A 23,927-nucleotide genomic window follows, 5' to 3' on the forward strand; every position below is an offset into this window, starting at 1 on the left:
TACTTAGCTTATAAATTTACAGAGTCATAATAGTGAGATATTGACTTTTGTTTTCATAATAAAAAAAATACCACAATCGTGAATGTTTTTTTATTACTAATTGCCACCTCTATATTTTTTTATAGAGGGATTAATTATTAAAAAAATATTAACCTTTATTTTTATTGTAGGATAAAAGTATAACACATTTTGCGAATATGCAAGAGAAAACATCTCAAAATGCGAATTTAATTTTGCAAAAATTAAAATTTGCCTTAAAAATACGTACCGATATTGAACTTTCCGAGTTTTTGAACGTAAAGCCCAACACTATCTCATCCTGGAAAAAAAGGGACACATTAGACTATAGCAGTATAATCGCCATTTGCGAACTATACGAAATTGATTTGAACGATATTTTTTACAATAAAACAAATTCCAAAGGTTTTGAAAGCGTAGAAGATGGCACTTATTTGGTTTCCCGGGAATCTCAATATCAATATTGTGTCGACAATAAAGGCATTCTCGAAACACTTCCTAAATACACCTTTCCGTTTCTTAGAGGCGATGCCAGCAGGGCATTCCAAGCCATAAGTAACAATATGTTTCCTGTTATCGAGGAGCGATCATATGTGCTTTGTACTGAAACAGACATCAATCAGGTTAAAGACAATGACCTGATTGTCATAGTAAGCCAGAAGAAAGGTATTTTTATTAATCGTTTGAAAATTTTGACCGAAGAGGGCAATAGTATTTTGTTAAAAAATGACCATCCATCCCATCATGATCTTGTTTTTGACAAAGCCGATATCGATGAAATATGGCTAATAAAAGGTGTTGTTTCTTATGACATCAACAGCAATAACAAAATGAAGTTCTTGAATGATAACTTAAAAATTATGGATACGGTATTGTCAAAGATATCTTAATACCGTATCCATATTTTTAGGCTTGGATGATTCCGTTGATTTGAAGATACAACTGACCATCACTCAAAATAGCGCCTTGACTGATCAAATCAAACAAAGCAGTGCTCCGCTCTTCTTCGTATTCTTTTTTGCCTAAGTGAATTTCTACGGTATCGGTAAACAAATTATCGCTCAACCATTGCAGCCCTTCTTTTTCCATAAAATTTACTTCGGGCTCTAGCGCTTTCAAAACGATGGACTGAATTAATTTTTCCTGACAGTGAAAAAGGAAAATATGGTTTTTGGAAAAATGTTCTAAATATTGAGCATTTGATAAAACACCTTCCCAAATCAAATCAGAGAAAACATCCAATTCCTGTTCGGCCACTTCGGGCTTATCTGCCTTAATCGTATCCCATTCTGCTTTATCAATAGATTGAGCCGCCAGAAAATTACTGAACTCCTGGTGCAAGGCTTCGAACTGCTCTTTTGTTAATCTTTTATACTTCATATTATATAAGGAATAAAATAATCTATTCCGGTTTTAATTATTTGCTAAAAAAAAATCCCGATTTGCATCGGGACTTTATATACTGTATATCGAAATATTATTTCTCAGCTACAATTTCGTATGGCAATTCAACCACTACTTCTCTGTGTAATCTCACAGTAGCAGCATATTTACCTGTACGTTTAACAACACCACTAGTGATGAATTTTCTATCGATTGGCTGACCGGCAGCTTCTAGCGCCCCAGCGATATCAATGTTAGTGATAGAACCAAACAATTTCTCTCCACCAGCTTTTGCTGTAATTCTGATTTCTAAAGCTTTCAAAGCCTCAGCTAATTTTTTAGCGTCGTCAACAATTTTCGCTTCTTTGAAAGCTCTTTGTTTTAAATTTTCAGCTAAAACTTTTTTTGCAGATGGTGTTGCCAATTGAGCAAAACCTTGCGGGATTAAATAATTACGACCGTAACCGTTTTTTACTGTTACTACGTCATCTTTAAATCCTAAATTCTGAACGTCTTGTTTTAAGATCAATTCCATGTTGTTGTCCTTTATTAGAGAAGTTAGGTTCCGATTAACGGGAAACCAACAACTATTGTTTAAATATTATTTTAATAAATCGGCCACGTATGGCATTAAAGCTAAGTGACGAGCTCTTTTAACAGCTACTGATACTTTTCTTTGGTATTTCAATGAAGTTCCGGTTAAACGTCTTGGTAAAATCTTACCTTGCTCGTTTACGAATTTCAATAAGAAGTCAGGATCTTTGTAGTCTACATATTTGATTCCTGATTTTTTGAAACGACAATACTTTTTAGTTTTATTGGTTTCAATGTTTAAAGGCGTTAAATATCTGATATCTCCGTCTTTCTTTCCTGAAGCTGATTGTTGCAAATTTGCCATAATGATTAAGCTTTAGATGATTCTTTTAATTTAGCTCTTCTTCTTTCCGCCCAAGAGATAGCGTGTTTGTCTAAACTTACAGTTAAGAAACGCATCACTCTTTCGTCACGTCTGAACTCAGTTTCAAAAGCAATAAGAGCTTCTCCTGATACTTGGAATTCGAATAAGTGGTAAAAACCACTTTTCTTGTTTTGGATTTCATAAGCTAATTTTTTTAAGCCCCAATCCTCTTTAGATACCATCTTTGCTCCTTTTGACGTAAGAAAATCTTCAAATTTGCTTACTGTTTCCTTTACCTGAACTTCAGATAAAACGGGATTTAAGATGAAAACAGTTTCGTAATGATTCATAATAAATTTTGTTAAATTTTAAATTGGGCGCGAAGATAAGAATAACTTTTAAATAAACAATCGACAATAGAGAGAAATCGTCTAAAAGTAAAAAATATCGTTTAAAAGCAAAAAAAATCGATAAAATGTTAGGTAGGTTAAAAAAAAGTATTTATTTTTACATCACCAAATCTATAATAAATAGTATTATGAAACTAAATTGTGTTGTTGTTGATGATAGTTCAATCCAAAGGATGATCATTGCAAAGTTAGTAAATAATCATCCCAATCTACATTTAGTGGGTGATTTTTCTAATGCAATTGAAGCAAAAAATTGCATGTCGGTTCATACTGTTGATTTAATTTTTCTCGATATCGAGATGCCGGTCATCAGTGGATTTGATTTTCTTGACGGTTTAAAAGTTAAACCCCAAATTATTTTTATTACGTCAAAGGCTGAATACGCTATGAAAGCGTTCGATTATGATGCTACGGATTACCTACAAAAACCGATAGCTTTAGATCGTTTTAATGCCTCTGTTCGTAGAGCAATGGATTTCCATATGCTTAAGAAAGAAAATCAGGAAGAAGAAGGAGAACATATCTTTATTAAGAGTAACCTTAAAAAGCTTAAAGTTTATACCAATAAAATTAAGTGGATTGAAGCTTATGGAGATTATGTAAAAGTAGTAACAGAAGAAGATAGCAATCTGGTTCTTTCTACAATGAAATCGTTCGAACAGGATTTATCAAAAGATAAATTCATCAGAGTTCACAAATCCTACATCATCAATATTGATAAGGTAGAACGTTTCAACAGTAAGTTTGCCGAAATTGGAGTGACTAAAATTCCATTGAGTCGAAACAAAAAAGAAGATTTGATTAAAGCTTTAGCTATTGCTTAATAAAAATCAACATTTACAGTAACTTTAATCGTTCTGTATTGTGAAACCAAATCAAAACTGTTCAGTATTTTCTGGACAGTTTTTTTTGTGCCCTGTAATGGCGTTTCACTTGGAATCTTAATCATGATCGTGCGGATATATTCGTTTCGGATACGACTAATTGCCGGTTCTTCCGGACCGAGTACAGGAATCGACAGGTTTTGTTGTAAAACCTGGTACAACCACATCGAACCTTCTTTCAGCTTGTCAAAATCGCGATGCTTCAAAGTAAGCTTTATAAGGCGGTAAAATGGCGGATACTTGTAAATCTGTCTTTCGTACAATTGCTCCTTGTACATGCCTTCATAATCGTTATGGGTGACTTGCTGAATCACATTGTGTAACGGGTTATACGTTTGTATAATTACTTTTCCTCTTTTTTCACTTCTACCCGATCGCCCCGAAACCTGTGTCATCATCTGATAACTTCTTTCAAAAGCCCTGAAATCGGGATGGTATAGCATATTGTCGGCATTCATAATTCCCACCAAAGACACATTATCAAAGTCCAATCCTTTGGCGAGCATTTGCGTTCCAACCAACACATCGATTTCCCGGTTTTTAAATCCGTCAATGATTTTCTCAAAGCTGTATTTGCCACGCGTGGTGTCCTGGTCCATGCGTTTGATATTCTTATTCGGAAATAACTCTGCCAATTCCATTTCGATTTGTTCTGTACCAAAACCTTTGGTTTCCAAATCAACACTCGAACAAACATGACAATTTGAAGGTTTGGCCATATTGTAACCACAGTAATGACAACGCAATTGGTTTTTATATTTGTGATAGGTCAAACTCACATCACATTGCGGACATTGCGGCACATGGCCACAAGTCATGCATTCCAATACCGGTGAAAAACCACGGCGGTTCTGGAATAAAATTACCTGTTCGTTATTCGCAAAAGCTTCGGTGATTGCTTCAATTAAAGTCAGGCTGAAATGTCCTTTCATTTTTTTCCTGAAATAACTGTCTTTCAAATCGACCAATTCAATTTCGGGCATTTGCACTTTCCCAAAGCGTTCTTTCAAAGCAACAAAACCATATTTCCCGTTAATGGCATTGTAATAGGTTTCAATGCTTGGCGTAGCCGAACCCAGTAAAACCTTTGATTGATGGGCATTCGCCAAAACTACGGCAGCATCACGCGTATGGTATCGCGGTGCCGGATCCTGCTGTTTGAAGGTTGGCTCGTGCTCTTCATCAACGATTATTAATCCCAAATTAGAGAACGGTAAAAACAAAGCCGATCTCGCTCCAATAACTATTTGCGCATTTTGAGAATGTTGCAAAACGTTCTGCCATACTTCTACCCTTTCGTTGTTACTGTATTTCGAATGGAATACTGCAACCTTGTTTCCGAAATGTTGTGTCAAACGGGAAACCAATTGTGTGGTCAGCGCTATTTCCGGCAATAAATAAAGCACCTGTTTTCCTTCAGCAATATAGTCCTCAATGAGCTTAGTATAGATCTCCGTCTTACCGCTGGAAGTAACTCCGTGAAGCAGACAAACCTCCTTTTTGTTCAAACAATTGTTAATGCTTTCAAAGGCATTTTGTTGGGCTTCGCTCAATGATAATTCATTGTCCAGCTTGTTTTTATCAAAATTAACTCGGTCTTCCTGAATATAATACTCTTCAAAAACACCTTTATCTGCCAAAGCCTTGACAATCGCCGCAGAAGCCTGGGCTGTTTCTGTCAGTTGTTTCACTGAAATCGGCTTTTGTTCCTGTGCCTGCAACTGAAAATACTGCAACACCAATTCTTTTTGTTTGTTGGCATTCTTATTAAAGTTATCCAACAACGCAATCAGGTTTTCTTCTGATTGGTATTGCTCGTGTAAACGAATATAACGGATAAGCTTTGGTTTATATTCCTCCTGGATTTCCTCTTCAAGTGAAATGATGTTTTTATTTATCAGTTTCTGAATAACCGGCAAAACCGTTTTCTTGTTGAGAATATCAATAATATTTTGAACCTTTAAAGAGGTCTGATGCTGCAAAGCTTCATAAATCAGGAATTCATCATCCGATAATTCGGTTTCATCGACATCGGTTTCTTTTCGTTGTGAAATAATCGTTTCACTTTCCAACAATAAAGCAGAAGGCAAAGCACCGCGATACACATCGCCAATGTTGCACATGTAATATGATGCAATCCAAAACCAATGGTTGATTTGAAACTCGTTTACTATGGGTTTTTCGTCAAGAATCTGGTGGATGTCTTTGGCTTCGTAAAGCGTTGGCGCGTTTTGATGCAAGTCGATTACGAGTGCTGTGTAGATTTTGTTTTTGCCAAATGGCACAGCAATGCGCATTCCTTTGCTGATGAAACCATATTCAGCCTCCGAAACCTTGTACGTAAAAGTTTTAGGAAGAGAAAGCGGAACGATAACTTCAACAAAAAAAGACATTTGATAATGGTTTAAAGAATGCGGATAGTTTGAGTTTAACCCTGACTGAAGCAACTACCACGTAGTGCGAAAGGCAGGAATTACATTTAAAAGAAGTCTATGGTTTGGTTTCCAAAGCTTCCAATTCCTTTTGTTTGGCTCTTTTGACGTGGTTTATTGACGAATTCAAATCAAATCCTAAAAGCAAAATCATACAGTTGATCCAAATGTAAAACATCACGACGAGCAATGTTCCGATGGAACCATAAAGCTCGTTGTATTTGGAAAATTTTACGACCCAAATCCCAAAAAAATAAGACGATATGATAATTAAAACTGTCGTAAATACTGAACCTATCGAGATAAAAGAACGCTTTGCATCTCTTTTGATTCCAAATTTAAACAGCAATGAAGTCGTAATCAAAATCATCAGGATTACAAAAATATACCTTCCCATTTCTATCAAAGGAATGTCTTCTGAAAGCACATCCTGAATTTTGGTTTTTTGGATAAAAACCTCAAAAACCACTATCGCGGCAACGGTTATAATCAATACAAATGATAACAAAATAGAAAGTCCTAGCGATACAAAATACTGCCTGAAAAACTTTCTTTTCATCATGATATCAATGTGATGCGAACTCTCAAATCCGCCCAGAATAGCATTTACACCATTGGTCATCAATAAAATAGCCATGAAGAAACCCGTGGAAATCAAGCCACTGTGACTGTTGTGCAAAATATCATTGATAATCTTGTAAATGGCATCATAGGTTGTTGGCGGTACACTTTGCTGGACAAATCCCATAAAATCTTCCTGGAAACCATCAATTGGAATGTATGGAATAAGGTTCAGAATAAACAGCATAAAGGGAAACAATGCCATAAAGAAACTCCAGGCAATCGCTGCCGCTCTGTAAGAAATGGCGCCTTCAATGATTCCAACAAAGTACAAATCGAGCAATTCATAAAAGGACAAACCGTGAAGCCATGGCAATTTTATCTTATGCAACAAAGCAAATAATTGCTTGACAACAGGAATCTTGCCCAACTTAGATGCTGATGGTTCGCTCATATTAAAAGGCTTTTAGGCTTAAATCCATATTATAAACAGAATGCGTCAACGCGCCCGAAGAAATATAATCCACGCCACATTCTGCATATTGACGAATCGTAGTCTCATTGATATTCCCGGAGGATTCGGTCAGGCATTTATCACCGATAAGCACTACTGCCTTTTCGGTGTCTTCAAAGTTGAAGTTGTCAATCAGGATTCGGTAAACGCCTTCATTCTGAAGAATTTCTTCAATTTCAGCTAAATTTCTGGCTTCGACGATAATCTTTAAATCGAGGTTATTGTGCTTTAAAAATTCTTTGGTTTTGGTAATCGCATGCGTAATGCCTCCGGCAAAATCGTTGTGGTTATCTTTGAGCATAATCATATCGTACAACGCAAAACGATGGTTTTCGCCGCCACCAATTTTCACCGCCCATTTTTCGCAAGCCCTAAATCCGGGAGTCGTTTTTCGGGTATCCAGGATTTTGGTTTTGGTTCCTTCTAAAAGTTGGGCATATTGATTGGTCTTAGTCGCGATCGCTGACATTCGCTGCATTGAGTTCAAAACCAAGCGCTCGGCTTTCAAAATAGATTGAGAACTTCCCGAAACGTGAAATACAATATCACCATGTTTTACGGCTGTTCCGTCTTCTATAAATACTTCTACTTCCAAAGTTGGATCAACATTTTCGAAAACCATTTGGGCAAATTCTACTCCGGCAATGATACCGGTATCTTTAACCAAAAGTTTGGCTTTTCCTTTGGCAGTATCGGGAATACAAGCGAGCGAACTGTAATCGCCTGGGCCAATATCCTCGCGAATTCCGTTTTGAATAATTATATCAAGCTCTGTCTGAAACTGTTTCTCTGAAATCATCGGGCAACTATTGTTTGGCTAAAATAGTAAATATGTTGATTTGGTAATTCGGTTATTTGGTAATTTGTTTATTTAAAATTCTAAAAATATCAATTTTAAGATTTGAAGCCTAAGTTGTTTTATAAACAGTTAGCAATCAATTATAAACCGATGCGTCGAATAACCAAATACCCAGATTACCAAATAAACAACAAAAAAACTATCTTTGCGTCACGACAACAACACAACACATGTACAAACTACTCATTCGCCCAATTCTTTTTTGGTTTGACCCTGAAGAAGTGCATTATTTCACTTTCTCATTGGTTAAATTCATCTCCAAAATTCCTTTTGTTCCCAATATTTTAAAATTGATTTACGAAGTCGAGGACACGCGTTTGGAACGTGAAGTTTTTGGTCTTAAATTTAAAAATCCGGTTGGTTTAGCGGCAGGTTTTGACAAAGATGCTAAGTTGTATAACGAATTGTCACATTTCGGTTTCGGGTTTATTGAAATCGGAACCTTAACCCCAAAACCACAAGACGGCAATCCTAAAAAACGTTTGTTCCGTTTGAGAGAAGACAGTGCAATCATCAATCGCATGGGATTCAACAATGGCGGTGTTGAAGCGGCGGTTTTGAGATTGAAAGATAACAAAGGCGTTTTGATTGGCGGCAACATTGGCAAAAATAAAGTCACTCCGAATGAAAATGCGACTTCAGATTATTTGATTTGTTTTGATGCCTTATTCAAATATGTAGATTATTTTGTGGTGAATGTGAGTTCACCGAATACACCAAACCTGAGAGAACTACAGGAAAAGAAACCGTTGACGGAACTTTTGAATACTTTACAATCACATAATTTATTACACCAAAATCCAAAACCAATCCTGTTGAAAATCGCACCCGATTTGACCAACGAACAGTTATTGGATATTATAGATATTGTAAATGATTCCAAAATTGCGGGTGTCATTGCAACAAACACTACCATTTCCCGCGAAGGTTTGCAATCGGAAAACAAAGTGGAAACCGGTGGATTGTCGGGTAAACCTTTGACAGATCGTTCAACCGAAGTGATTCGTTTCCTTTCGGAGAAAAGCAACAAAGCCTTTCCTATTATTGGTGTTGGCGGAATTCATTCGGCGGAAGATGCCATTGAAAAACTGGAAGCCGGAGCGAGTTTGGTGCAATTGTATACCGGATTTATCTATGAAGGTCCAAATTTAATCAAGGAAATCAACGAAGCAATTCTAAGAAAATCTTCCTAACTTAGCCTCAACAAATCAAACCAGTTGAAATCACCAATCAAAATTATAGAATGTCCACGCGATGCTATGCAAGGCATTAAAACCTTTATTCCTACTGAGAAGAAAGTGGATTATATTCAATCCTTACTTCGCGTAGGTTTTGACACGATTGATTTTGGTAGTTTTGTTTCTCCTAAAGCGATTCCGCAAATGCAGGACACTGCTGAAGTTTTGGCACAACTGGATTTATCACAAACACAAAGCAAGCTCTTAGCTATCATTGCCAATACACAAGGCGCACAATTGGCTTCGGTTCACAAGGAAATTCAATACTTAGGTTTTCCGTTTTCGATTTCAGAAAACTTTCAGATGCGTAATACGCACAAGACCATTGCCGAAAGTTTAATCACACTTCAAGAGATTTTAGATATTGCCAACGCTTCCGATAAAGAAGTCGTAGCTTATCTTTCTATGGGTTTTGGGAATCCGTATGGCGATCCCTGGAATGTGGAAATTGTAGGCGAATGGACAGAAAGACTGGCCAATATGGGCGTAAAAATCTTGTCACTTTCCGATACCATTGGCAGTTCAACGCCTGAAGTGATTGAGTATTTGTTTTCAAATTTGATCCCAAAATATCCCAACATTGAATTTGGCGCACACTTACATACGACTCCTGATAAATGGCACGAGAAGGTTGATGCGGCATACAAAGCCGGCTGTCGTCGTTTTGACGGTGCTATCCAAGGCTTTGGCGGTTGCCCGATGGCGAAAGACGATTTGACAGGCAATATGCCGACAGAAAAGCTCCTATCCTATTTCACTGCGCAAAAGGAAAACACCAATACCAGCCCGATGAGTTTTGAAAGCGCTTATAACGAAGCGTCCAAGATTTTCAATCTGTATCATTAAAAAGTTAAAAACTTCGTAAATCTTACTTCGTACTTCCAACATTTAACGTATATTTGCACGCAATTTAACTACAACTACAAATTGCAATGAATGCACACAACACAAAAATCATCGGTGAAGGCTTAACTTACGATGATGTTCTTTTGGTTCCGAATTTTTCAGAAGTTTTACCAAGAGAAGTGAATATCCAATCTAAATTTTCCAAAAACATAATGCTCAATGTTCCAATAGTTTCCGCTGCCATGGATACTGTTACCGAAAGCGCTATGGCGATTGCTATGGCTCAGGAAGGCGGAATTGGTGTGTTACACAAAAACATGACGATTGAGCAACAGGCTACCAAAGTTCGCAAAGTAAAACGTGCCGAAAGTGGTATGATCATCGATCCGGTGACTTTGCCTTTGACGGCTAAAGTGATTGATGCCAAAGCGGCGATGAAGGAATTTGGTATTGGCGGTATTCCGATTGTAGATGACAACAAAACCTTAAAAGGAATCGTAACCAACCGGGATTTGCGTTTTGAAAAAGACAATTCACGCCCGATTGTGGAAGTGATGACTTCTCAAAATTTGGTTACCGTCGCTGAAGGCACTTCTTTAGAACAAGCCGAAGTCGTTTTACAAGGCAACAAAATTGAAAAACTTCCTGTAGTTAATGCTGATTATAAATTAGTCGGGTTAATTACTTTTAGAGATATTACAAAACTTACTCAAAAACCAATCGCCAACAAAGATAAGTTTGGACGTTTGAGAGTCGCAGCTGCCATTGGCGTTACCGCCGATTCATTGCAAAGAACAGAAGCGTTGGTCAATGCCGGTGTTGATGCCATTATCATCGATACCGCTCACGGACATACCGCAGGCGTTGTCAATGTATTGAAAGAGGTTAAAGCAAAATTCCCTCAGATAGATGTAGTTGTAGGTAATATTGCCACACCTGAAGCAGCTAAATATTTAGTGGAACACGGTGCCGATGGTGTAAAAGTCGGAATTGGTCCGGGTTCCATTTGTACCACACGTGTTGTAGCCGGAGTTGGATTCCCGCAATTCTCAGCCGTTTTAGAAGTTGCCGCAGCTTTAAAAGGAACCGGAATTCCGGTAATTGCAGACGGTGGAATTCGCTATACCGGTGATATTCCTAAAGCCATTGCAGCCGGAGCCAGTTCGGTAATGCTGGGTTCATTATTGGCCGGAACCAAAGAATCTCCGGGAGAAACCATCATTTTTGAAGGCAGAAAATTCAAATCATACCGTGGAATGGGTTCAGTTGAAGCCATGCAGGAAGGTTCAAAAGACCGTTATTTCCAAGACGTAGAAGACGATATCAAAAAGTTAGTTCCGGAAGGAATCGTAGGTCGTGTTCCTTATAAAGGAGAATTGAACGAAAGCATGCAGCAATTCATTGGCGGACTTCGCGCCGGAATGGGTTATTGTGGTTCAAAAGATATTCCGACCTTACAGGAAACCGGAAGATTCGTTAGAATCACTTCTAGCGGAATTACAGAAAGTCATCCACACAATGTGACGATTACTAAGGAAGCTCCGAATTATTCGAGATAAGTTTTAGGGATAAAAAAAAAAGCATAAGTTTAATTCTTATGCCTTTTTTTTTTATCTAACAGCGGAAGACTATTCATTTTTTTTCAGTTCTTCTTTCAAAGCCTCATAAGCTCCCGTACCACTAAAATTTTCGGGCTCAAAAAACAAACTTTCAAGTACATAAACAACATCTAAATCGTCTAGTATTTTTTTCTTAAAAGCCTCTTTGATTACATTTGGCATCTTAAAACTAAGGAAACGATCTATAGCCTTTTCACCCTTTTTATAAATTCTTTCTTCAAATTTTTGATAAAAAAACAGGATTTCATCATTCTTCGGCGCCAGCTCATTTTTCAATTTGGCTAAATGCCCAATGTTTTCTGATGCAAAGAACTTATACTTTATATTGCCATATGTTTTTTCGCAAAACAACACATCTTTATATTGGTTACTATAGCTGTTTTTACAATCATTCTTTTTAACAAATTCATTATTCAACGGTTCGTGATAGTCAAAGTCCTCATTAAATGTTCCTTCTCTGCGCGTAATCGCATAACCATCGCCGTCTTTCTCAACGGATGAACTTTTATAACTAATGCTTGGGCGCTTTGAAACAGTTTTTATATCTTCAGCTTCCCATTTTATATAGTAATAAGGATGCTCATCTTCATAATTAGCACCATCTTTGTTGAAAAAATCAATTCTGATTAGTTCTTTGCATCTGATTTCAAAAAGTTCTCTTTCAATTTCAAAACGATCAGTAAAAGTAAAATACTGTCTAAATTCATCCATTTTTTGAATATTCGATTCGCTGCAATCCGACTTGGAGAAATCTAATGTATAATACAATTTCGAACCGTCGTAGTTATAATACTTCCAAGTGCCAATCATTTTACCATCCTGATAAAAAGATTCGACTATCAATTTACCATCACGATAAATTTTCCAATTTTCAATACCTTTTACCAATTGCATTTTGGAAAAAAAAGTACTGTTGTTCATTTTTGTCTTTTTTTCGTAAAATTGTGGTTTTCCCTCTTTGAATATTCCTTTGGATACAGTATCGCCATCCATTGAAAACCCATAAAAGTATTCTAAAACACGGTTAGACAATTTGTACTTATACTGAATTTTTCCACTTTCGTAATAATTTTTGATTACTTCTCCTTCAGGAAAATCATCCTTCATCATTGCTTTATAAGAAAGGAAACCCTTTTCATAGGTTTCAATAGGCCCATCAAAAACCCCATTCTTAAAATGCATTAATTCCTTGAGGTTGCTTTCGTTTTTGTATTTTATATACCTGCCATTCATTTTCCCGTTAACAAATTCAACTTCTGCCTGCATTTTACCATTTGGAAAATAATTCCTCGAAAAGCCATCTAAAATACCATTATTGTAACCTACTTCACTTTGAAGTTTACCATCTGAATAATAGGTAACCATTCTACCGTTTGGGTTATTGTTTTTGAATTCCGCTCTTCTTTCAACTGCTCCATTATGGTAATACCATTGCGCAACACCTTCGTGAACAAGTGGATCAACAGCTACTTTTGAATAGCCTTCAAACTGTATTTTACCGTCAATAAAATAATCCTTAATCAAATAAAGATCAATCTCTTTTTTGACAATCCTATAATACAAAGCATTTTCCTTACTGGATGGTTTCCAGTCTTTATCGAAATAAACCTTTTCCTGGCTTTGTACTCCAATAAAAAAGAAAAGAAAAAAGGATATAAAAACAGTTTGTTTCATAAAGTAAATTTTAAATCCCCAAATAATTGCTCGGAGAAATCGCCAGCAATTCCGCTTTGATATCATCCGAAACATTCAATGTTCCGATAAAAGCGTGGATGGATTCCTTGTTCATCACTTCATTCGTTCTGGTCAATCCTTTCAAAGCTTCATAAGGATTTGGGTAACCTTCACGACGCAAAATCGTTTGAATGGCTTCAGCAACCACAGCCCAGTTTTTCTCTAAATCTTCGGCGAATTTGGATTCGTTCAACAACAATTTGTTCAACCCTTTTAAGGTCGCTTCAAAAGCAATAATGGTATGTCCAAAAGGAACACCAACGTTCCTCAAAACCGTACTATCGGTCAAATCGCGTTGTAATCTTGAAATCGGCAATTTGGCTGAAAGATGTTCAAAAATCGCATTGGCAATCCCTAAGTTGCCTTCCGAGTTTTCAAAGTCAATCGGGTTTACTTTATGTGGCATAGCCGAAGAACCAATTTCTCCTGCTTTGATTTTTTGTTTGAAATAGTCCATCGAAACATACGTCCAGATGTCACGGTCTAAATCGATGATGATGGTATTGATTCTTTTTAACGCATCAAAGAAAGCCGCAAAATGGTCGTAATGTTCTATTTGAGTTGTCGGGAAAGAATGTTGCAGTCCCAAAGTTTCTTCCACGAATGTGGTTCCGAATTGTTTCCAATCCACATTCGGATAAGCTACGTGATGCGCGTTGAAATTCCCTGTCGCACCGCCAAACTTGGCCGCAAACGGAATATTAAACAACAAACGCATTTGCTCTTCCAAACGTTCAACAAATACCAAAATCTCTTTTCCTAAACGCGTTGGTGATGCCGGCTGACCATGAGTTCTGGCCAACATTGGAATATCCTTCCATTCCATGCTCAACTCTTTTAGTCTTGCGATTAAGGCAATCAGGCTTGGCAGGTATACTTTTTCAAAAGCTTCTTTGGTTGAAAGCGGAATCGCAGTATTATTGATATCTTGGGAAGTCAACCCGAAATGGATGAATTCCTTGAAATCACTCAAACCTAAAACCTCAAACTTATCCTTGATGAAATACTCCACTGCTTTCACATCGTGGTTGGTTGTTTTTTCAGTTTCTTTAATAACCAATGCGTCTTCGGTAGTGAAGTTTTTATAGATATTTCTAAGCGCTTCAAAGCTGCTTTTATTGACTCTGCTTAATTGAGGTAAATCGCTTTCACATAGCGCAATAAAATATTCAACTTCAACTAATACTCGATATTTTATCAAGGCTTCTTCGGAGAAAAAAGCGGCTAAAGGTTTGGTCGCTTTTCTGTATCTTCCGTCAATGGGTGAAATGGCATTTAAAGTAGTTAATGACATGGTTTGTGTGTTGTTTTTGTGTGGTGCAAAAATAGTTATAAGTTATAAGTTATGAGTTATGAGTTATGAGTTTTTTGCTCTAAATCTTGTAATTTTTGTTTTAAAAATGGCACGCCTTCGGTGGCATTCATTGAGATTACTTCTAAAGGATTTTGTAAATCATAAATAATCGCCGGTTTTGGGTCGATATAAAACACCGGGACATTTCGGTTGGCATAATGCATTAAACCCGCAGCGGGATAGACCTGCAGCGACGAACCAATGACCGACAGATAATCTGCCGTTTCAACAATATCAACTGCTTCTTCCAAGGCTGGAACGGCTTCGCCAAACCAAACAATATGTGGCCTCAATTGGTTTCCATTCGAATCAAAATCACCCAAATTCAAATCGGAAACCCAGTCTAAAACCTCAAACCGATAATGATTATCGCTTCGCACTTTGAGTAATTCGCCATGCAAATGCAAAACCTTAGTGCTTCCGGCTTGTTCATGGAGATTGTCCACATTCTGCGTTATGATGTGAACATCAAAATCATTTTCGAGTTCGGCCAAAGTAAGATGCCCGAGATTCGGTTTTACTTCGTGCAATTGTTTTCGGCGTTGGTTGTAGAAATCCAAAACCAGTTCTTTGTTTTTAAGCCAGCCTTCATACGAAGCCACTTCCATCACATCATGTCCTTCCCATAATCCGTCGGCATCGCGAAAGGTTTTGATACCGCTTTCGGCAGAAATTCCGGCACCGGTTAAAACGACTAGTTTTTTCTTCATTATTTACTTATACTATGTTTCAGAACAAACTTGTCATTCCGAGGAACGAGGAATCTCATCAAGTAAGTCAGATTATGTGATTTCTCCTTTGTCGAAATGACAAAAACAAGAGATATCAAAGTTATAAAAGTAATATTTTAAATAAATTCAATTTTCCTATTTTAGCAAAATATTTATATATGATGACCGACCTCGATTACCTAAAATACCTCGAAGAATTTTTATCAGATAACCGCAAAGAGCGATTTCGCAATGTATTGAGCAATCGCACCAATCACTTTACGATTGCTGTGGAAGATGTTTATCAGTTTCACAATACGAGTGCGGTAATGCGCAGCTGTGAAGTTTTTGGGATACAGGAAATCAATATCGTGGAGCAGCGTTTTGGCAAAAACATCGATAAGGAAATTGCCATGGGCGCTCAAAAATGGGTCGACATCAACAAGTTTGACAACATTTCTAATTGCATTCAAACCCTAAAAAACAAAGGTTACCAAATCATCGCTACGACGCCGCACAATGATTCCTGTTTGTTACACGAATTTGATGTGACCAAAAAAAGTGCATTGTTCTTTGGCACTGAAAAAGAAGGACTTTCTGAGGAAGTAATGCAGCAGGCTGATGGTTTTTTGAAAATTCCGATGGTTGGTTTTACGGAAAGCCTGAATATCTCGGTTTCGGCAGCCATTATCATTCAGGACATTACCACTCGCCTACGCCAATCTGACGTCGACTGGAAACTTTCCGAAGATGAAATACTGGAAAAGCGTCTGGCTTGGGCTAAGAATTCAATTAAAGATATTAAGCGTATTGAGGAACGATACTACACCGAAAAATAACTAATCGTTAAGATACTTTTCGTGCTTTTTGGTCAGTACTTTATACTGCTCATAACATTCGCTGATGGCATCCAAAACCTGTAAATCATTCGCGGTTTGGATAAAAGATTCCGAATAATTGCAACGTTGCAGGATTTCGGCGATTTCTTTTTTATCTACGCCTAAAAGTACCGAAATCATTTCCCGGTCAAATTTGGATTCCAACAGATTACGGACCGTATCATCCTTTTTCATTTGTTTTAATTTCTTTAGTTCCTTGGGTTTGTTGCCAAAGAAATTATACAACATATCCGCCGGATTAAAGATAGAACCCAAAACCCTTGTAAAGGCATTTGGAGAGTTTTCACCTGCTTCATAAGCTGTTGGAAGCCCGGAAATACTGTAGCGGTAGTTTTCTTTTTCCGGGATTAACTTGGAATCGATTTCCAGATAACCCGTTAAATCGTATTTTTTGACAATCACTTCTTCCAAAGCAATCGCTTTTTCGGTCATTAAAATTTTAGCCGTACCATTTTTCAACCAGTCATTGGTTACTCTTACGCGTAAAGATTGATAGCCCAATATGGAAATATGCAACGTATCACTCACACTTACTTCCATTTCAAAATATCCGCTGGCATTGGTTACTACGCCTTTCACTTTGTTGACATTAATCACATTGGCATTAGGAATAGGCAACAACGAATTATCATTGACAATTGTTCCGGTAACTTTCTGGCCGGTCGGTATAACCTGAGCGAAAGCACTAAGTGAACAAAGGAAAAGAAGTATAAAGGTAAAATATCTCATAGCTGATTTTGATGGTTTAAAAGTATGAAACTCTTTTAAGATATTTTGCTGTTTGTTGGCAGAATTAGAACAAAATTAACAAAATGGAGTATATACCTTAAAAAACTCCGTTTTCACCTCAATTATTGAGCAAAAACGGAGTTATGAAAATTTATTTTTTTGAAGCTTTAGCTTTTTCTTGGTCTTCTGTTTTTAGCAGCTTCAAAAGAACGACCTGCCGGTCTGTCGCTATTGCCTTCAGAACGTCTTGGCGCTCTTTCTTCTCTTTGGAATGAACCTGGTTCTCTTCTTGAAGCATCATTTCTGTCGCTTCTGAAACCACCTTCACGTCTTGGAGCTGAGCTTCTTTCGCCTCTGTCGCTTCTTGGACCAAAGCTTCCGCCGCCACTTCTTGGAGCAGAACTTCTGCCTCCAAATCCGCCTGAGCTTCTTCTTTCTCCGCCACCACTTCTTCCGTTATGGTCGCGTCTGTCGCGGCTTCCACCTTCATTTTTAGAAATTTCAACGTTGATTCTTCTTCCGTTAAGGTCAAATCCGTTAAGAATAGACATTACTTTATCAGTATGTTCTCCATCAGTGTTAAAGAAAGAGAAACCTTCTTTTACATCTACTTTGAATACGTCATCACGACCTAAGTCTAAAGTTTCCTTTAAGAAATCTTTCAACTGCATCCAATCGAAATCGTCACGCGCACCAATGTTTACGAAATAACGAACAGGATCTCCGGCTCTGATTTCTCTTGGTTCAGAACCTCTTTCGCTTCTTTCGCCTTTTTCACCTGATAAATCGCGTTTCTTTTTGTAGTAAGCAATAAATCTGTTGAATTCAACCGATACCATTTTCTTGATTAATTCCTCTTTTGATAAACCGTCAAGCACTTCGTTAATAGCAGGAAGATAGTTGTCTATCTCGTGATCTACTTCGGTATCCTTGATTTTATTGGCTAAGTGCAACAATTGGATTTCACAGATTTCAATTCCGCTTGGAATCGTTTTCTCCTGGAATTTTTGTTGGATGATTCTTTCGATAGACGAAATTTTACGCAATTCACTTTTAGTAATGATTACGATTGAAGTTCCCAATTTACCGGCACGACCTGTACGGCCAGAACGGTGATTGTAAGTTTCAATTTCATCCGGCAACTGATAGTTTACCACGTGAGTGATGTTATCAACGTCAATTCCACGAGCCGCAACGTCTGTTGCCACAAGCATCTGAATTTGACGGCCACGGAAAGATTTCATTACACCATCACGTTGCGCCTGAGATAAATCTCCGTGCAAAGCTGCGGCATTGTATCCATCTTCGATTAGCTTTTCAGCCACCGCTTGGGTATCTCTTTTGGTTCTACAAAAAACTACCGAGAAGATATCCGGATTAGCATCAGCTAATCTTTTCAAAGCTTCGTAACGGTCACGGGCATTCACACAATAAAATTCGTGTGATACTGTAGCTGAACCTGAGTTTTTGGTTCCAACGGTTACTTCTGCCGGATCGTGCATGAATTTTTTAGCAATTCTTGCTACCTCAGCAGGCATCGTCGCTGAAAACAACCAAGTGTTTTTTTCATCTGGAGTATCTGACAATATCGAAACGATATCTTCATAAAACCCCATGTTTAGCATCTCATCTGCTTCATCAAGAATACAGAAATTGATGTTTTTAATGTTTACAAGACCACGATTGATCATGTCTTGCATTCTACCGGGTGTGGCCACAATAATCTGTGCTCCACGTTTTACTTCTCTGGCTTGCTCCGTAATGCTTGCACCACCATAAACTGCCACTGTATGTAAACCCTTTACATATTTTGAGTATTGTTTAATCTCGTTGGTGATTTGTAAGCATAGCTCACGCGTTGGTGATAAAATTAACGCTTGCGTACTTCTGTCTTCGGCATCAATTTTTTGAATAAGCGGGAAACCAAAAGCGGCGGTTTTCCCTGTTCCTGTTTGCGCTAACGCAACCAAGTCTGTGTTTTGCTCCAATAGTACTGGAATCGCTTTTTCTTGTACTTCTGACGGATTCTCAAATCCTAGATCTTTGATCGCCAGCAGTAACGATTCATTCAGACCTAATTGTTCAAATTTATTCATATAAAGTTTTAAAATTTGGTGCAAAGGTAATCTTTATATACCATATAAACTAATTTGTTAGTTATTGATAATTAATAAGTTACATATTCGCAACAATAAAACAAGATATGATATCTGTCAGCCAGATGGTTTTTACCTTAAAAATTATGTCAAAAAATTAACTAATTGTTTGACTGCCAGTCCGCGATGACTGATAGCAGATTTTTCAGCTATGGTCAACTCCGCAAAGGTTTTATCATAACCATCGGCTACAAAAACCGGATCATATCCAAAACCGTTTGTTCCGATTTTTTCTTCAATGATTTTCCCATTAATGATTCCGGTGAAAAGGTGCTGGTTTCCGTTTAAATTCAGGCAGATTACTGTTTTGAAATTGGCTTTTCTATTGGTTTCACCATCAAGATTAGCCAACAGTTTATCCATATTGTCATTGTCATTTCGTTGTTTTCCGGCATAACGGGCAGAATAAACCCCGGGTTCACCGTTCAATGCATCGACTTCCAAACCAGAATCATCTGCAAAACAATTGTAGCCAAATTTTTCTGTAACATGATTGGCCTTTAAAATCGCATTGCCTTCAATGGCGTCAGCAGTTTCGGGAATATCTTCAAAACAACCGATGTCTTCCAGGCTCAGGATTCGAATAGACGCAGGCAGCAAAAGCTGGATTTCTTTAATTTTATTTTGGTTGTTGGAGGCAAAAACTAATTCCATTTGAAGCGCATTTGTTTAATAAATGCAAAGATGAGAATAATATTTCTATCAATATTCGCAGAACATAAGATTAACGAGTGTAGTAAACTTCGCTAAAAAAATAGTTTTCAATGGCATAAATGCTATAAATTACTACTCATAAGCACTGATTTGGCCTATTTTTTTAAGTTTTAAGAATTGTTGAATCTCATACGGCTCTATATTCGTAAGTAACTCAAAATACCACTAACCCCGATATGAAAAAAGCAATTACTATTAAGAGTAGTAAAAAATGGTTATGCCTTGTCGGCATTTTTCTATTCTCTTTTCAAAATACCTCAGCCCAATTCCATTTAAAGAAAGACAAAACTGAACAAACCATATCAATACACAGCAAAGCTGAATATGTTGATGTTGGTAAGGTTGATGTGACTTTAAATCAAATCCGGAATATCAAAGGGTTCCAATTTTCGCCTATGGAAAAGGAAAATATGGACTTTGGGTTTACCAATCATAATATTTGGGTGCGCTTTCAGTTAAAGAACACAACAAATGAAGAGCTAAATTACTTTTTTGAAACCGCCAGGCCCATCACTGATTTAGCGGAATTGTATGTTATAAAAGACAATGCGTCGATTATAAAATACATTAGCGGAGATGCAATCCCATATTCTGAAAGAAGTTTTAAGCTCCGGAAGACTATTTTCAAGATTAATCTGGCGCCAAATGAATCACAGCAATTTTATTTACACGTCAAAAGCGACGGGGAACAGCTTTCCATGCCGATGGTATTGCATACCACCGAAAGCATATTGGAACAAAGTTCGTTTGAGCAGTTTATTTTTGGGTTTTTCTATGGCATCCTGATTATCGCAGCCATTTTATACCTTTTCTTTTTCTTTGCAATGCGCGACAAAACATTCTTATTTTACAGCATGTATGTTGTCTTTATTGGATTATTACAGTTTTCAATTGATGGCTATTTCTACAAATTTGTAACACCTCAATCGGGCTGGTTTTCATTGCATGCCGTAATTATTTTTGCCTGTTTTGCCAATTTCTTCTTAGGGCGTTATGCTCAGGTATACCTGAAAGTAAAAGAGTATAATCGATTTATAAACAATGCTTTTTACGTTATGTATGGATTGGATTTGCTTTTATTTATTTCCTTATTCATTATTCCAAAAGCACTCCAATACTCCTATCCTATTGCCAATGGTTTGGGATTGGTTTTATTGCTATTGATCATCGCCACCCAAAGCATAATTTTTATCCGTACCAAAAAAATTGATCGCTTTTTTGCAACCGGTATCTTCTTCCTTATCTCGGGTTTTGTGGTTTTTATCCTGAAAAACTTCAGCATATTGCCGCTTACCTTTTTAACAGAAAACAGTTCTAAACTAGGAACCGGAATGGAAGTCATCTTCCTGTCGCTTTCGATGGCCAACTTAATCCGGAATCTCAAAAACGAACGGGAAGAATTGCAAAATTTAGCCTTACAACGTTCAGAAGAAATGAACGAACTGAAGTCCTATTTCTTATCCAATATCAGTCATGAATTGCGAACCCCTTTAAATGCTATTCTAAATACAGCTAAATCTATGGCTAAGGACAGTAATGACAAGCAAATTCAGGATGGAAGCCAAATTATCAAATATTCAACCTATAGCCTGCTGAGTTCTGTGAACGACATTTTAGATTTTTCCAAAATTGAAAAAAATGAAATCAAACTGGAACTTGCTGATTTTGATATCGTCAAAACCGCTGAACATATTGCTAACAATTTTGCTCGTGAAGCCAGTGACAAAGGACTCGATTTCACATTTCAAAAAGGTGACGATTTACCCGAAATGGTCAAAGGTGATTCAGTAAGGTTGAATCAGATTTTACACAATGTTTTGAGCAATGCACTTAAATTTACCCATGAAGGATTTGTCAAATTCAAATTAGAAGCCAAAAAAGGGAAAGACAACAAAGTGCAAATCACCTTTACCATCAGTGACACCGGAGTTGGGATTTCAAAGGAAAAAATCAACAGCATCTATGATTCGTTTTCACAGGAAGGCATCAATAACAAAAGGAAATTTGGCGGTCTTGGCCTTGGTCTTTATATCGTAAAACACTTAGTGGATTTGCACAAAGGCAAAATCAAAATGGAAAGCACACCCGATTTAGGAACTGTTTGCGAAATACAATTGAGTTATGAAATGGTCGAAATGGCCAAGCAAACAACTGTTGATAACGCCTCATCATTTGAATATGACTTGAAAGGTAAATCTATTCTAGTGGTTGAAGACAATGCGATGAACCAGATGGTGATTAAAATGATTACCAAAAAATGGTTGAATACTACAGTTGAATTTGCCAATAACGGACAAGAAGGCGTACAAAAGCTAATCGAAAAAAATTACGACATCATTCTCATGGATTTGCAAATGCCAATTATGGATGGTTATGAAGCTACAATCGCCATCCGGAACGGTGAAGCCGGTGAAGACAAGAAAACCATTCCGATTATTGCTTTGACCGCTGATGTCATGGAAAGCACCAAAACAAGAGTAATTGAAATTGGAATGAACAAATACCTATCAAAACCTGTGGACAAAGACACTCTTTTTGAAATCATTAAATTATTGGTAAGCTAAATCCATTCTGCATTTTTCAACATTTTGCGGTTTATAATTTCTAATTGTAATGATTAGGAGTAAACTAAATTTATAATTACTTTTGCCACGACTAAAACACAAAGTGATTATGGTAAAAGATTTATTCGAAAGAATACAAAACAATAAAGGACCGTTAGGAAAATGGGCTTCTCAAGCCGAAGGTTACTATGTATTTCCAAAACTGGAAGGTGAATTAGGCCCAAGAATGCAATTCCACGGCAAAGAAATATTAAACTGGTCAATCAATGATTATTTAGGTTTAGCCAATCATCCTGAAGTGCGTCAGGCAGATACTGATGCAGCAGCTCAATATGGTGCAGCTTACCCAATGGGCGCCCGTATGATGAGTGGCCACACTGATGTTCACGAACAACTGGAGAATGAATTGGCGGCTTTTGTACAAAAGGAATCAGCTTACTTATTAAACTTCGGTTACCAGGGAATTATGTCATGTATTGATGCATTGGTTACTAAAAATGATATCATTGTTTATGATGTTGATGCTCACGCCTGTATCATTGACGGTGTACGTTTGCACATGGGTAAACGTTTTACCTACAAGCACAATGACTTGGAAAGCATGGAGAAAAATCTTCAACGTGCGACCAAAATGGCGCAGGAAACCGGTGGTGGAATTCTTTTCATTACGGAAGGTGTTTTCGGAATGCGTGGCCAACAAGGAAAACTGAAAGAGATTGTAGAAATGAAAAAGAAATACAATTTCCGTTTATTGGTTGATGACGCTCACGGTTTTGGAACACTTGGTAAAACAGGTGCCGGAGCCGGAGAAGAACAAGGTTGTCAGGATGGAATTGATGTGTATTTCTCTACTTTTGCCAAATCAATGGCGAGTATCGGAGCATTCCTTGCAGCTGATAAAGACATTATTGATTATTTAAAATACAATTTGCGTTCGCAAATGTTTGCCAAAGCTTTACCAATGATTCAAACCGTTGGCGCTTTGAAAAGATTACAGTTGTTGAGAGACAATCCGGGATTGAAAGACAAACTTTGGGAAAACGTAAACGCACTACAAAACGGATTAAAAGCCCACGGATTTAACATTGGTGATACCAATACGTGTGTGACTCCGGTTTATTTGGAAGGTTCTATTCCGGAAGCAATGGTCATGGTGAATGACTTAAGAGAAAACTATGGTATCTTCTTGTCTATCGTGGTTTATCCTGTAATTCCAAAAGGGATTATCTTGTTGAGAATGATTCCAACCGCTTCACACACTTTAGCCGATATTGAAGAAACCTTAACTGCTTTTGATGCTATCCGCGAAAAATTAGTAAACGGAACTTACAAAAAGATTGCAGATGCTACTACAGTAGATGTATCTTAGGTAAAGCCAATTGATATAAAATTAAAAAACCATCCC

21 protein-coding genes are annotated in these 23,927 nt (G+C 37.3%); 8 read left to right on the top strand and 13 right to left on the bottom strand.

What is annotated here, in order from left to right:
• Positions 1–233 precede the first annotated feature (233 nt).
• Positions 234–908, top strand: a complete 675-nt coding sequence (locus P1K33_RS07150) for a LexA family transcriptional regulator (protein ID WP_284652233.1) — start codon at positions 234–236, stop codon at positions 906–908.
• A 16-nt stretch (positions 909–924) separates the two neighbouring features.
• On the opposite strand, the gene P1K33_RS07155 is transcribed toward P1K33_RS07150, so the two are convergent.
• From P1K33_RS07155 to rpsF, 4 genes are all read right to left on the bottom strand, one after another.
• Positions 925–1,398, bottom strand: a complete 474-nt coding sequence (locus P1K33_RS07155) for a DUF6495 family protein (protein WP_284652234.1) — start codon at positions 1,396–1,398, stop codon at positions 925–927.
• Between the two features lie 97 nt (positions 1,399–1,495).
• Positions 1,496–1,936, bottom strand: coding sequence for a 50S ribosomal protein L9 (gene rplI, locus P1K33_RS07160; RefSeq protein WP_284652235.1), 441 nt, complete (start codon positions 1,934–1,936; stop codon positions 1,496–1,498).
• Positions 1,937–2,002: 66 nt separating this feature from the next.
• The gene (gene rpsR / locus P1K33_RS07165) at positions 2,003–2,299 is read right to left on the bottom strand and encodes a 30S ribosomal protein S18 (RefSeq protein WP_131476582.1); all 297 of its coding nucleotides are present in this window, start codon (positions 2,297–2,299) and stop codon (positions 2,003–2,005) included.
• 5 nt (positions 2,300–2,304) lie between these two features.
• The gene (gene rpsF, locus P1K33_RS07170) at positions 2,305–2,649 is read right to left on the bottom strand and encodes a 30S ribosomal protein S6 (RefSeq protein WP_284652236.1); all 345 of its coding nucleotides are present in this window, start codon (positions 2,647–2,649) and stop codon (positions 2,305–2,307) included.
• A gap of 188 nt (positions 2,650–2,837) precedes the next feature.
• Between rpsF and P1K33_RS07175 the strand changes: the two genes are divergently transcribed.
• On the top strand, positions 2,838–3,533 hold the full coding sequence (locus P1K33_RS07175; RefSeq protein WP_176306018.1) for a LytR/AlgR family response regulator transcription factor: 696 nt from the start codon (positions 2,838–2,840) through the stop codon (positions 3,531–3,533).
• Here P1K33_RS07175 and priA read toward each other — a convergent pair.
• The 3 genes from priA to nadC form a co-directional block, all read right to left on the bottom strand.
• The gene (gene priA, locus P1K33_RS07180) at positions 3,530–5,986 is read right to left on the bottom strand and encodes a replication restart helicase PriA (RefSeq protein ID WP_284652237.1); all 2,457 of its coding nucleotides are present in this window, start codon (positions 5,984–5,986) and stop codon (positions 3,530–3,532) included. The two genes, P1K33_RS07175 and priA, sit on opposite strands and share 4 nt — an antisense overlap.
• Before the next feature lie 97 nt (positions 5,987–6,083).
• Positions 6,084–7,040 (bottom strand): YihY/virulence factor BrkB family protein, encoded by a 957-nt coding sequence (locus P1K33_RS07185; protein ID WP_284652238.1) that lies wholly within the window; start codon positions 7,038–7,040, stop codon positions 6,084–6,086.
• A gap of 1 nt (position 7,041) precedes the next feature.
• Positions 7,042–7,899: a carboxylating nicotinate-nucleotide diphosphorylase gene (gene nadC, locus P1K33_RS07190; RefSeq protein ID WP_284652239.1), complete on the bottom strand. Its 858-nt coding sequence runs from the start codon at positions 7,897–7,899 to the stop codon at positions 7,042–7,044.
• A 230-nt stretch (positions 7,900–8,129) separates the two neighbouring features.
• On the opposite strand from nadC, the gene P1K33_RS07195 reads away from it, so the two are divergent.
• From P1K33_RS07195 to guaB, 3 genes are all read left to right on the top strand, one after another.
• A complete protein-coding gene (locus P1K33_RS07195) occupies positions 8,130–9,152 on the top strand; it encodes a quinone-dependent dihydroorotate dehydrogenase (RefSeq protein ID WP_284652240.1) in 1,023 nt (340 codons plus the stop codon).
• 24 nt (positions 9,153–9,176) lie between these two features.
• Positions 9,177–10,043, top strand: a complete 867-nt coding sequence (locus tag P1K33_RS07200) for a hydroxymethylglutaryl-CoA lyase (RefSeq protein ID WP_284652241.1) — start codon at positions 9,177–9,179, stop codon at positions 10,041–10,043.
• Between the two features lie 86 nt (positions 10,044–10,129).
• Entirely contained in the window at positions 10,130–11,602 is a 1,473-nt protein-coding gene (gene guaB / locus P1K33_RS07205) for an IMP dehydrogenase (RefSeq protein ID WP_284652242.1), read from the top strand.
• Positions 11,603–11,671: 69 nt separating this feature from the next.
• Here guaB and P1K33_RS07210 read toward each other — a convergent pair whose 3' ends face one another.
• The 3 genes from P1K33_RS07210 to P1K33_RS07220 are packed head-to-tail and all read right to left on the bottom strand — an operon-like array spanning position 11,672 to position 15,460.
• A complete protein-coding gene (locus P1K33_RS07210; protein WP_284652243.1) occupies positions 11,672–13,336 on the bottom strand; it encodes a toxin-antitoxin system YwqK family antitoxin in 1,665 nt (554 codons plus the stop codon).
• Positions 13,337–13,346: 10 nt separating this feature from the next.
• Entirely contained in the window at positions 13,347–14,690 is a 1,344-nt protein-coding gene (gene purB, locus P1K33_RS07215) for an adenylosuccinate lyase (RefSeq protein WP_284652244.1), read from the bottom strand.
• A 56-nt stretch (positions 14,691–14,746) separates the two neighbouring features.
• Positions 14,747–15,460: an SIR2 family NAD-dependent protein deacylase gene (locus P1K33_RS07220; protein WP_284652245.1), complete on the bottom strand. Its 714-nt coding sequence runs from the start codon at positions 15,458–15,460 to the stop codon at positions 14,747–14,749.
• A 182-nt stretch (positions 15,461–15,642) separates the two neighbouring features.
• Between P1K33_RS07220 and P1K33_RS07225 the strand changes: the two genes are divergently transcribed.
• Entirely contained in the window at positions 15,643–16,299 is a 657-nt protein-coding gene (locus P1K33_RS07225) for a TrmH family RNA methyltransferase (protein ID WP_284652303.1), read from the top strand.
• On the opposite strand, the gene P1K33_RS07230 is transcribed toward P1K33_RS07225, so the two are convergent.
• The 3 genes from P1K33_RS07230 to P1K33_RS07240 all read right to left on the bottom strand — a co-directional run bounded on the left by P1K33_RS07230 (position 16,300) and on the right by P1K33_RS07240 (position 19,898).
• Positions 16,300–17,088 carry a carboxypeptidase-like regulatory domain-containing protein gene (locus P1K33_RS07230; protein ID WP_284652246.1) on the bottom strand — a complete coding sequence of 263 codons (789 nt, stop codon included), beginning with the start codon at positions 17,086–17,088 and terminating at the stop codon, positions 16,300–16,302.
• 167 nt (positions 17,089–17,255) lie between these two features.
• Complete coding sequence (locus P1K33_RS07235) at positions 17,256–19,184, bottom strand: DEAD/DEAH box helicase (RefSeq protein ID WP_284652247.1); 1,929 nt, start codon at positions 19,182–19,184, stop codon at positions 17,256–17,258.
• A 144-nt stretch (positions 19,185–19,328) separates the two neighbouring features.
• Positions 19,329–19,898, bottom strand: a complete 570-nt coding sequence (locus P1K33_RS07240; protein WP_284652248.1) for a non-canonical purine NTP diphosphatase — start codon at positions 19,896–19,898, stop codon at positions 19,329–19,331.
• Positions 19,899–20,134: 236 nt separating this feature from the next.
• Between P1K33_RS07240 and P1K33_RS07245 the strand changes: the two genes are divergently transcribed.
• On the top strand, positions 20,135–22,522 hold the full coding sequence (locus P1K33_RS07245; RefSeq protein WP_284652249.1) for a hybrid sensor histidine kinase/response regulator: 2,388 nt from the start codon (positions 20,135–20,137) through the stop codon (positions 22,520–22,522).
• A gap of 109 nt (positions 22,523–22,631) precedes the next feature.
• Positions 22,632–23,891: a cysteate-C-fatty acyltransferase gene (capB, locus tag P1K33_RS07250; protein ID WP_284652250.1), complete on the top strand. Its 1,260-nt coding sequence runs from the start codon at positions 22,632–22,634 to the stop codon at positions 23,889–23,891.
• Positions 23,892–23,927 lie beyond the last annotated feature (36 nt).

Origin of the sequence: Flavobacterium terrisoli (assembly GCF_030167905.1) — a bacterium.
Lineage (GTDB): Bacteria > Bacteroidota > Bacteroidia > Flavobacteriales > Flavobacteriaceae > Flavobacterium > Flavobacterium terrisoli.

What these genes read in the sequence shown, in the direction of transcription:
- nadC (WP_284652239.1), bottom strand. Translation starts at nt 7,899, where the DNA reads ATGATTTCAGAGAAACAGTTTCAGACAGAGCTTGATATAATTATTCAA.
- priA (WP_284652237.1), bottom strand. Translation starts at nt 5,986, where the DNA reads ATGTCTTTTTTTGTTGAAGTTATCGTTCCGCTTTCTCTTCCTAAAACT.
- P1K33_RS07155 (WP_284652234.1), bottom strand. Translation starts at nt 1,398, where the DNA reads ATGAAGTATAAAAGATTAACAAAAGAGCAGTTCGAAGCCTTGCACCAG.
- rpsR (WP_131476582.1), bottom strand. Translation starts at nt 2,299, where the DNA reads ATGGCAAATTTGCAACAATCAGCTTCAGGAAAGAAAGACGGAGATATC.
- P1K33_RS07185 (WP_284652238.1), bottom strand. Translation starts at nt 7,040, where the DNA reads ATGAGCGAACCATCAGCATCTAAGTTGGGCAAGATTCCTGTTGTCAAG.
- guaB (WP_284652242.1), top strand. Translation starts at nt 10,130, where the DNA reads ATGAATGCACACAACACAAAAATCATCGGTGAAGGCTTAACTTACGAT.
- P1K33_RS07220 (WP_284652245.1), bottom strand. Translation starts at nt 15,460, where the DNA reads ATGAAGAAAAAACTAGTCGTTTTAACCGGTGCCGGAATTTCTGCCGAA.
- rpsF (WP_284652236.1), bottom strand. Translation starts at nt 2,649, where the DNA reads ATGAATCATTACGAAACTGTTTTCATCTTAAATCCCGTTTTATCTGAA.
- P1K33_RS07225 (WP_284652303.1), top strand. Translation starts at nt 15,643, where the DNA reads ATGACCGACCTCGATTACCTAAAATACCTCGAAGAATTTTTATCAGAT.
- P1K33_RS07175 (WP_176306018.1), top strand. Translation starts at nt 2,838, where the DNA reads ATGAAACTAAATTGTGTTGTTGTTGATGATAGTTCAATCCAAAGGATG.
- capB (WP_284652250.1), top strand. Translation starts at nt 22,632, where the DNA reads ATGGTAAAAGATTTATTCGAAAGAATACAAAACAATAAAGGACCGTTA.
- purB (WP_284652244.1), bottom strand. Translation starts at nt 14,690, where the DNA reads ATGTCATTAACTACTTTAAATGCCATTTCACCCATTGACGGAAGATAC.
- P1K33_RS07235 (WP_284652247.1), bottom strand. Translation starts at nt 19,184, where the DNA reads ATGAATAAATTTGAACAATTAGGTCTGAATGAATCGTTACTGCTGGCG.
- P1K33_RS07210 (WP_284652243.1), bottom strand. Translation starts at nt 13,336, where the DNA reads ATGAAACAAACTGTTTTTATATCCTTTTTTCTTTTCTTTTTTATTGGA.
- rplI (WP_284652235.1), bottom strand. Translation starts at nt 1,936, where the DNA reads ATGGAATTGATCTTAAAACAAGACGTTCAGAATTTAGGATTTAAAGAT.
- P1K33_RS07230 (WP_284652246.1), bottom strand. Translation starts at nt 17,088, where the DNA reads ATGAGATATTTTACCTTTATACTTCTTTTCCTTTGTTCACTTAGTGCT.
- P1K33_RS07245 (WP_284652249.1), top strand. Translation starts at nt 20,135, where the DNA reads ATGAAAAAAGCAATTACTATTAAGAGTAGTAAAAAATGGTTATGCCTT.
- P1K33_RS07195 (WP_284652240.1), top strand. Translation starts at nt 8,130, where the DNA reads ATGTACAAACTACTCATTCGCCCAATTCTTTTTTGGTTTGACCCTGAA.
- P1K33_RS07240 (WP_284652248.1), bottom strand. Translation starts at nt 19,898, where the DNA reads ATGGAATTAGTTTTTGCCTCCAACAACCAAAATAAAATTAAAGAAATC.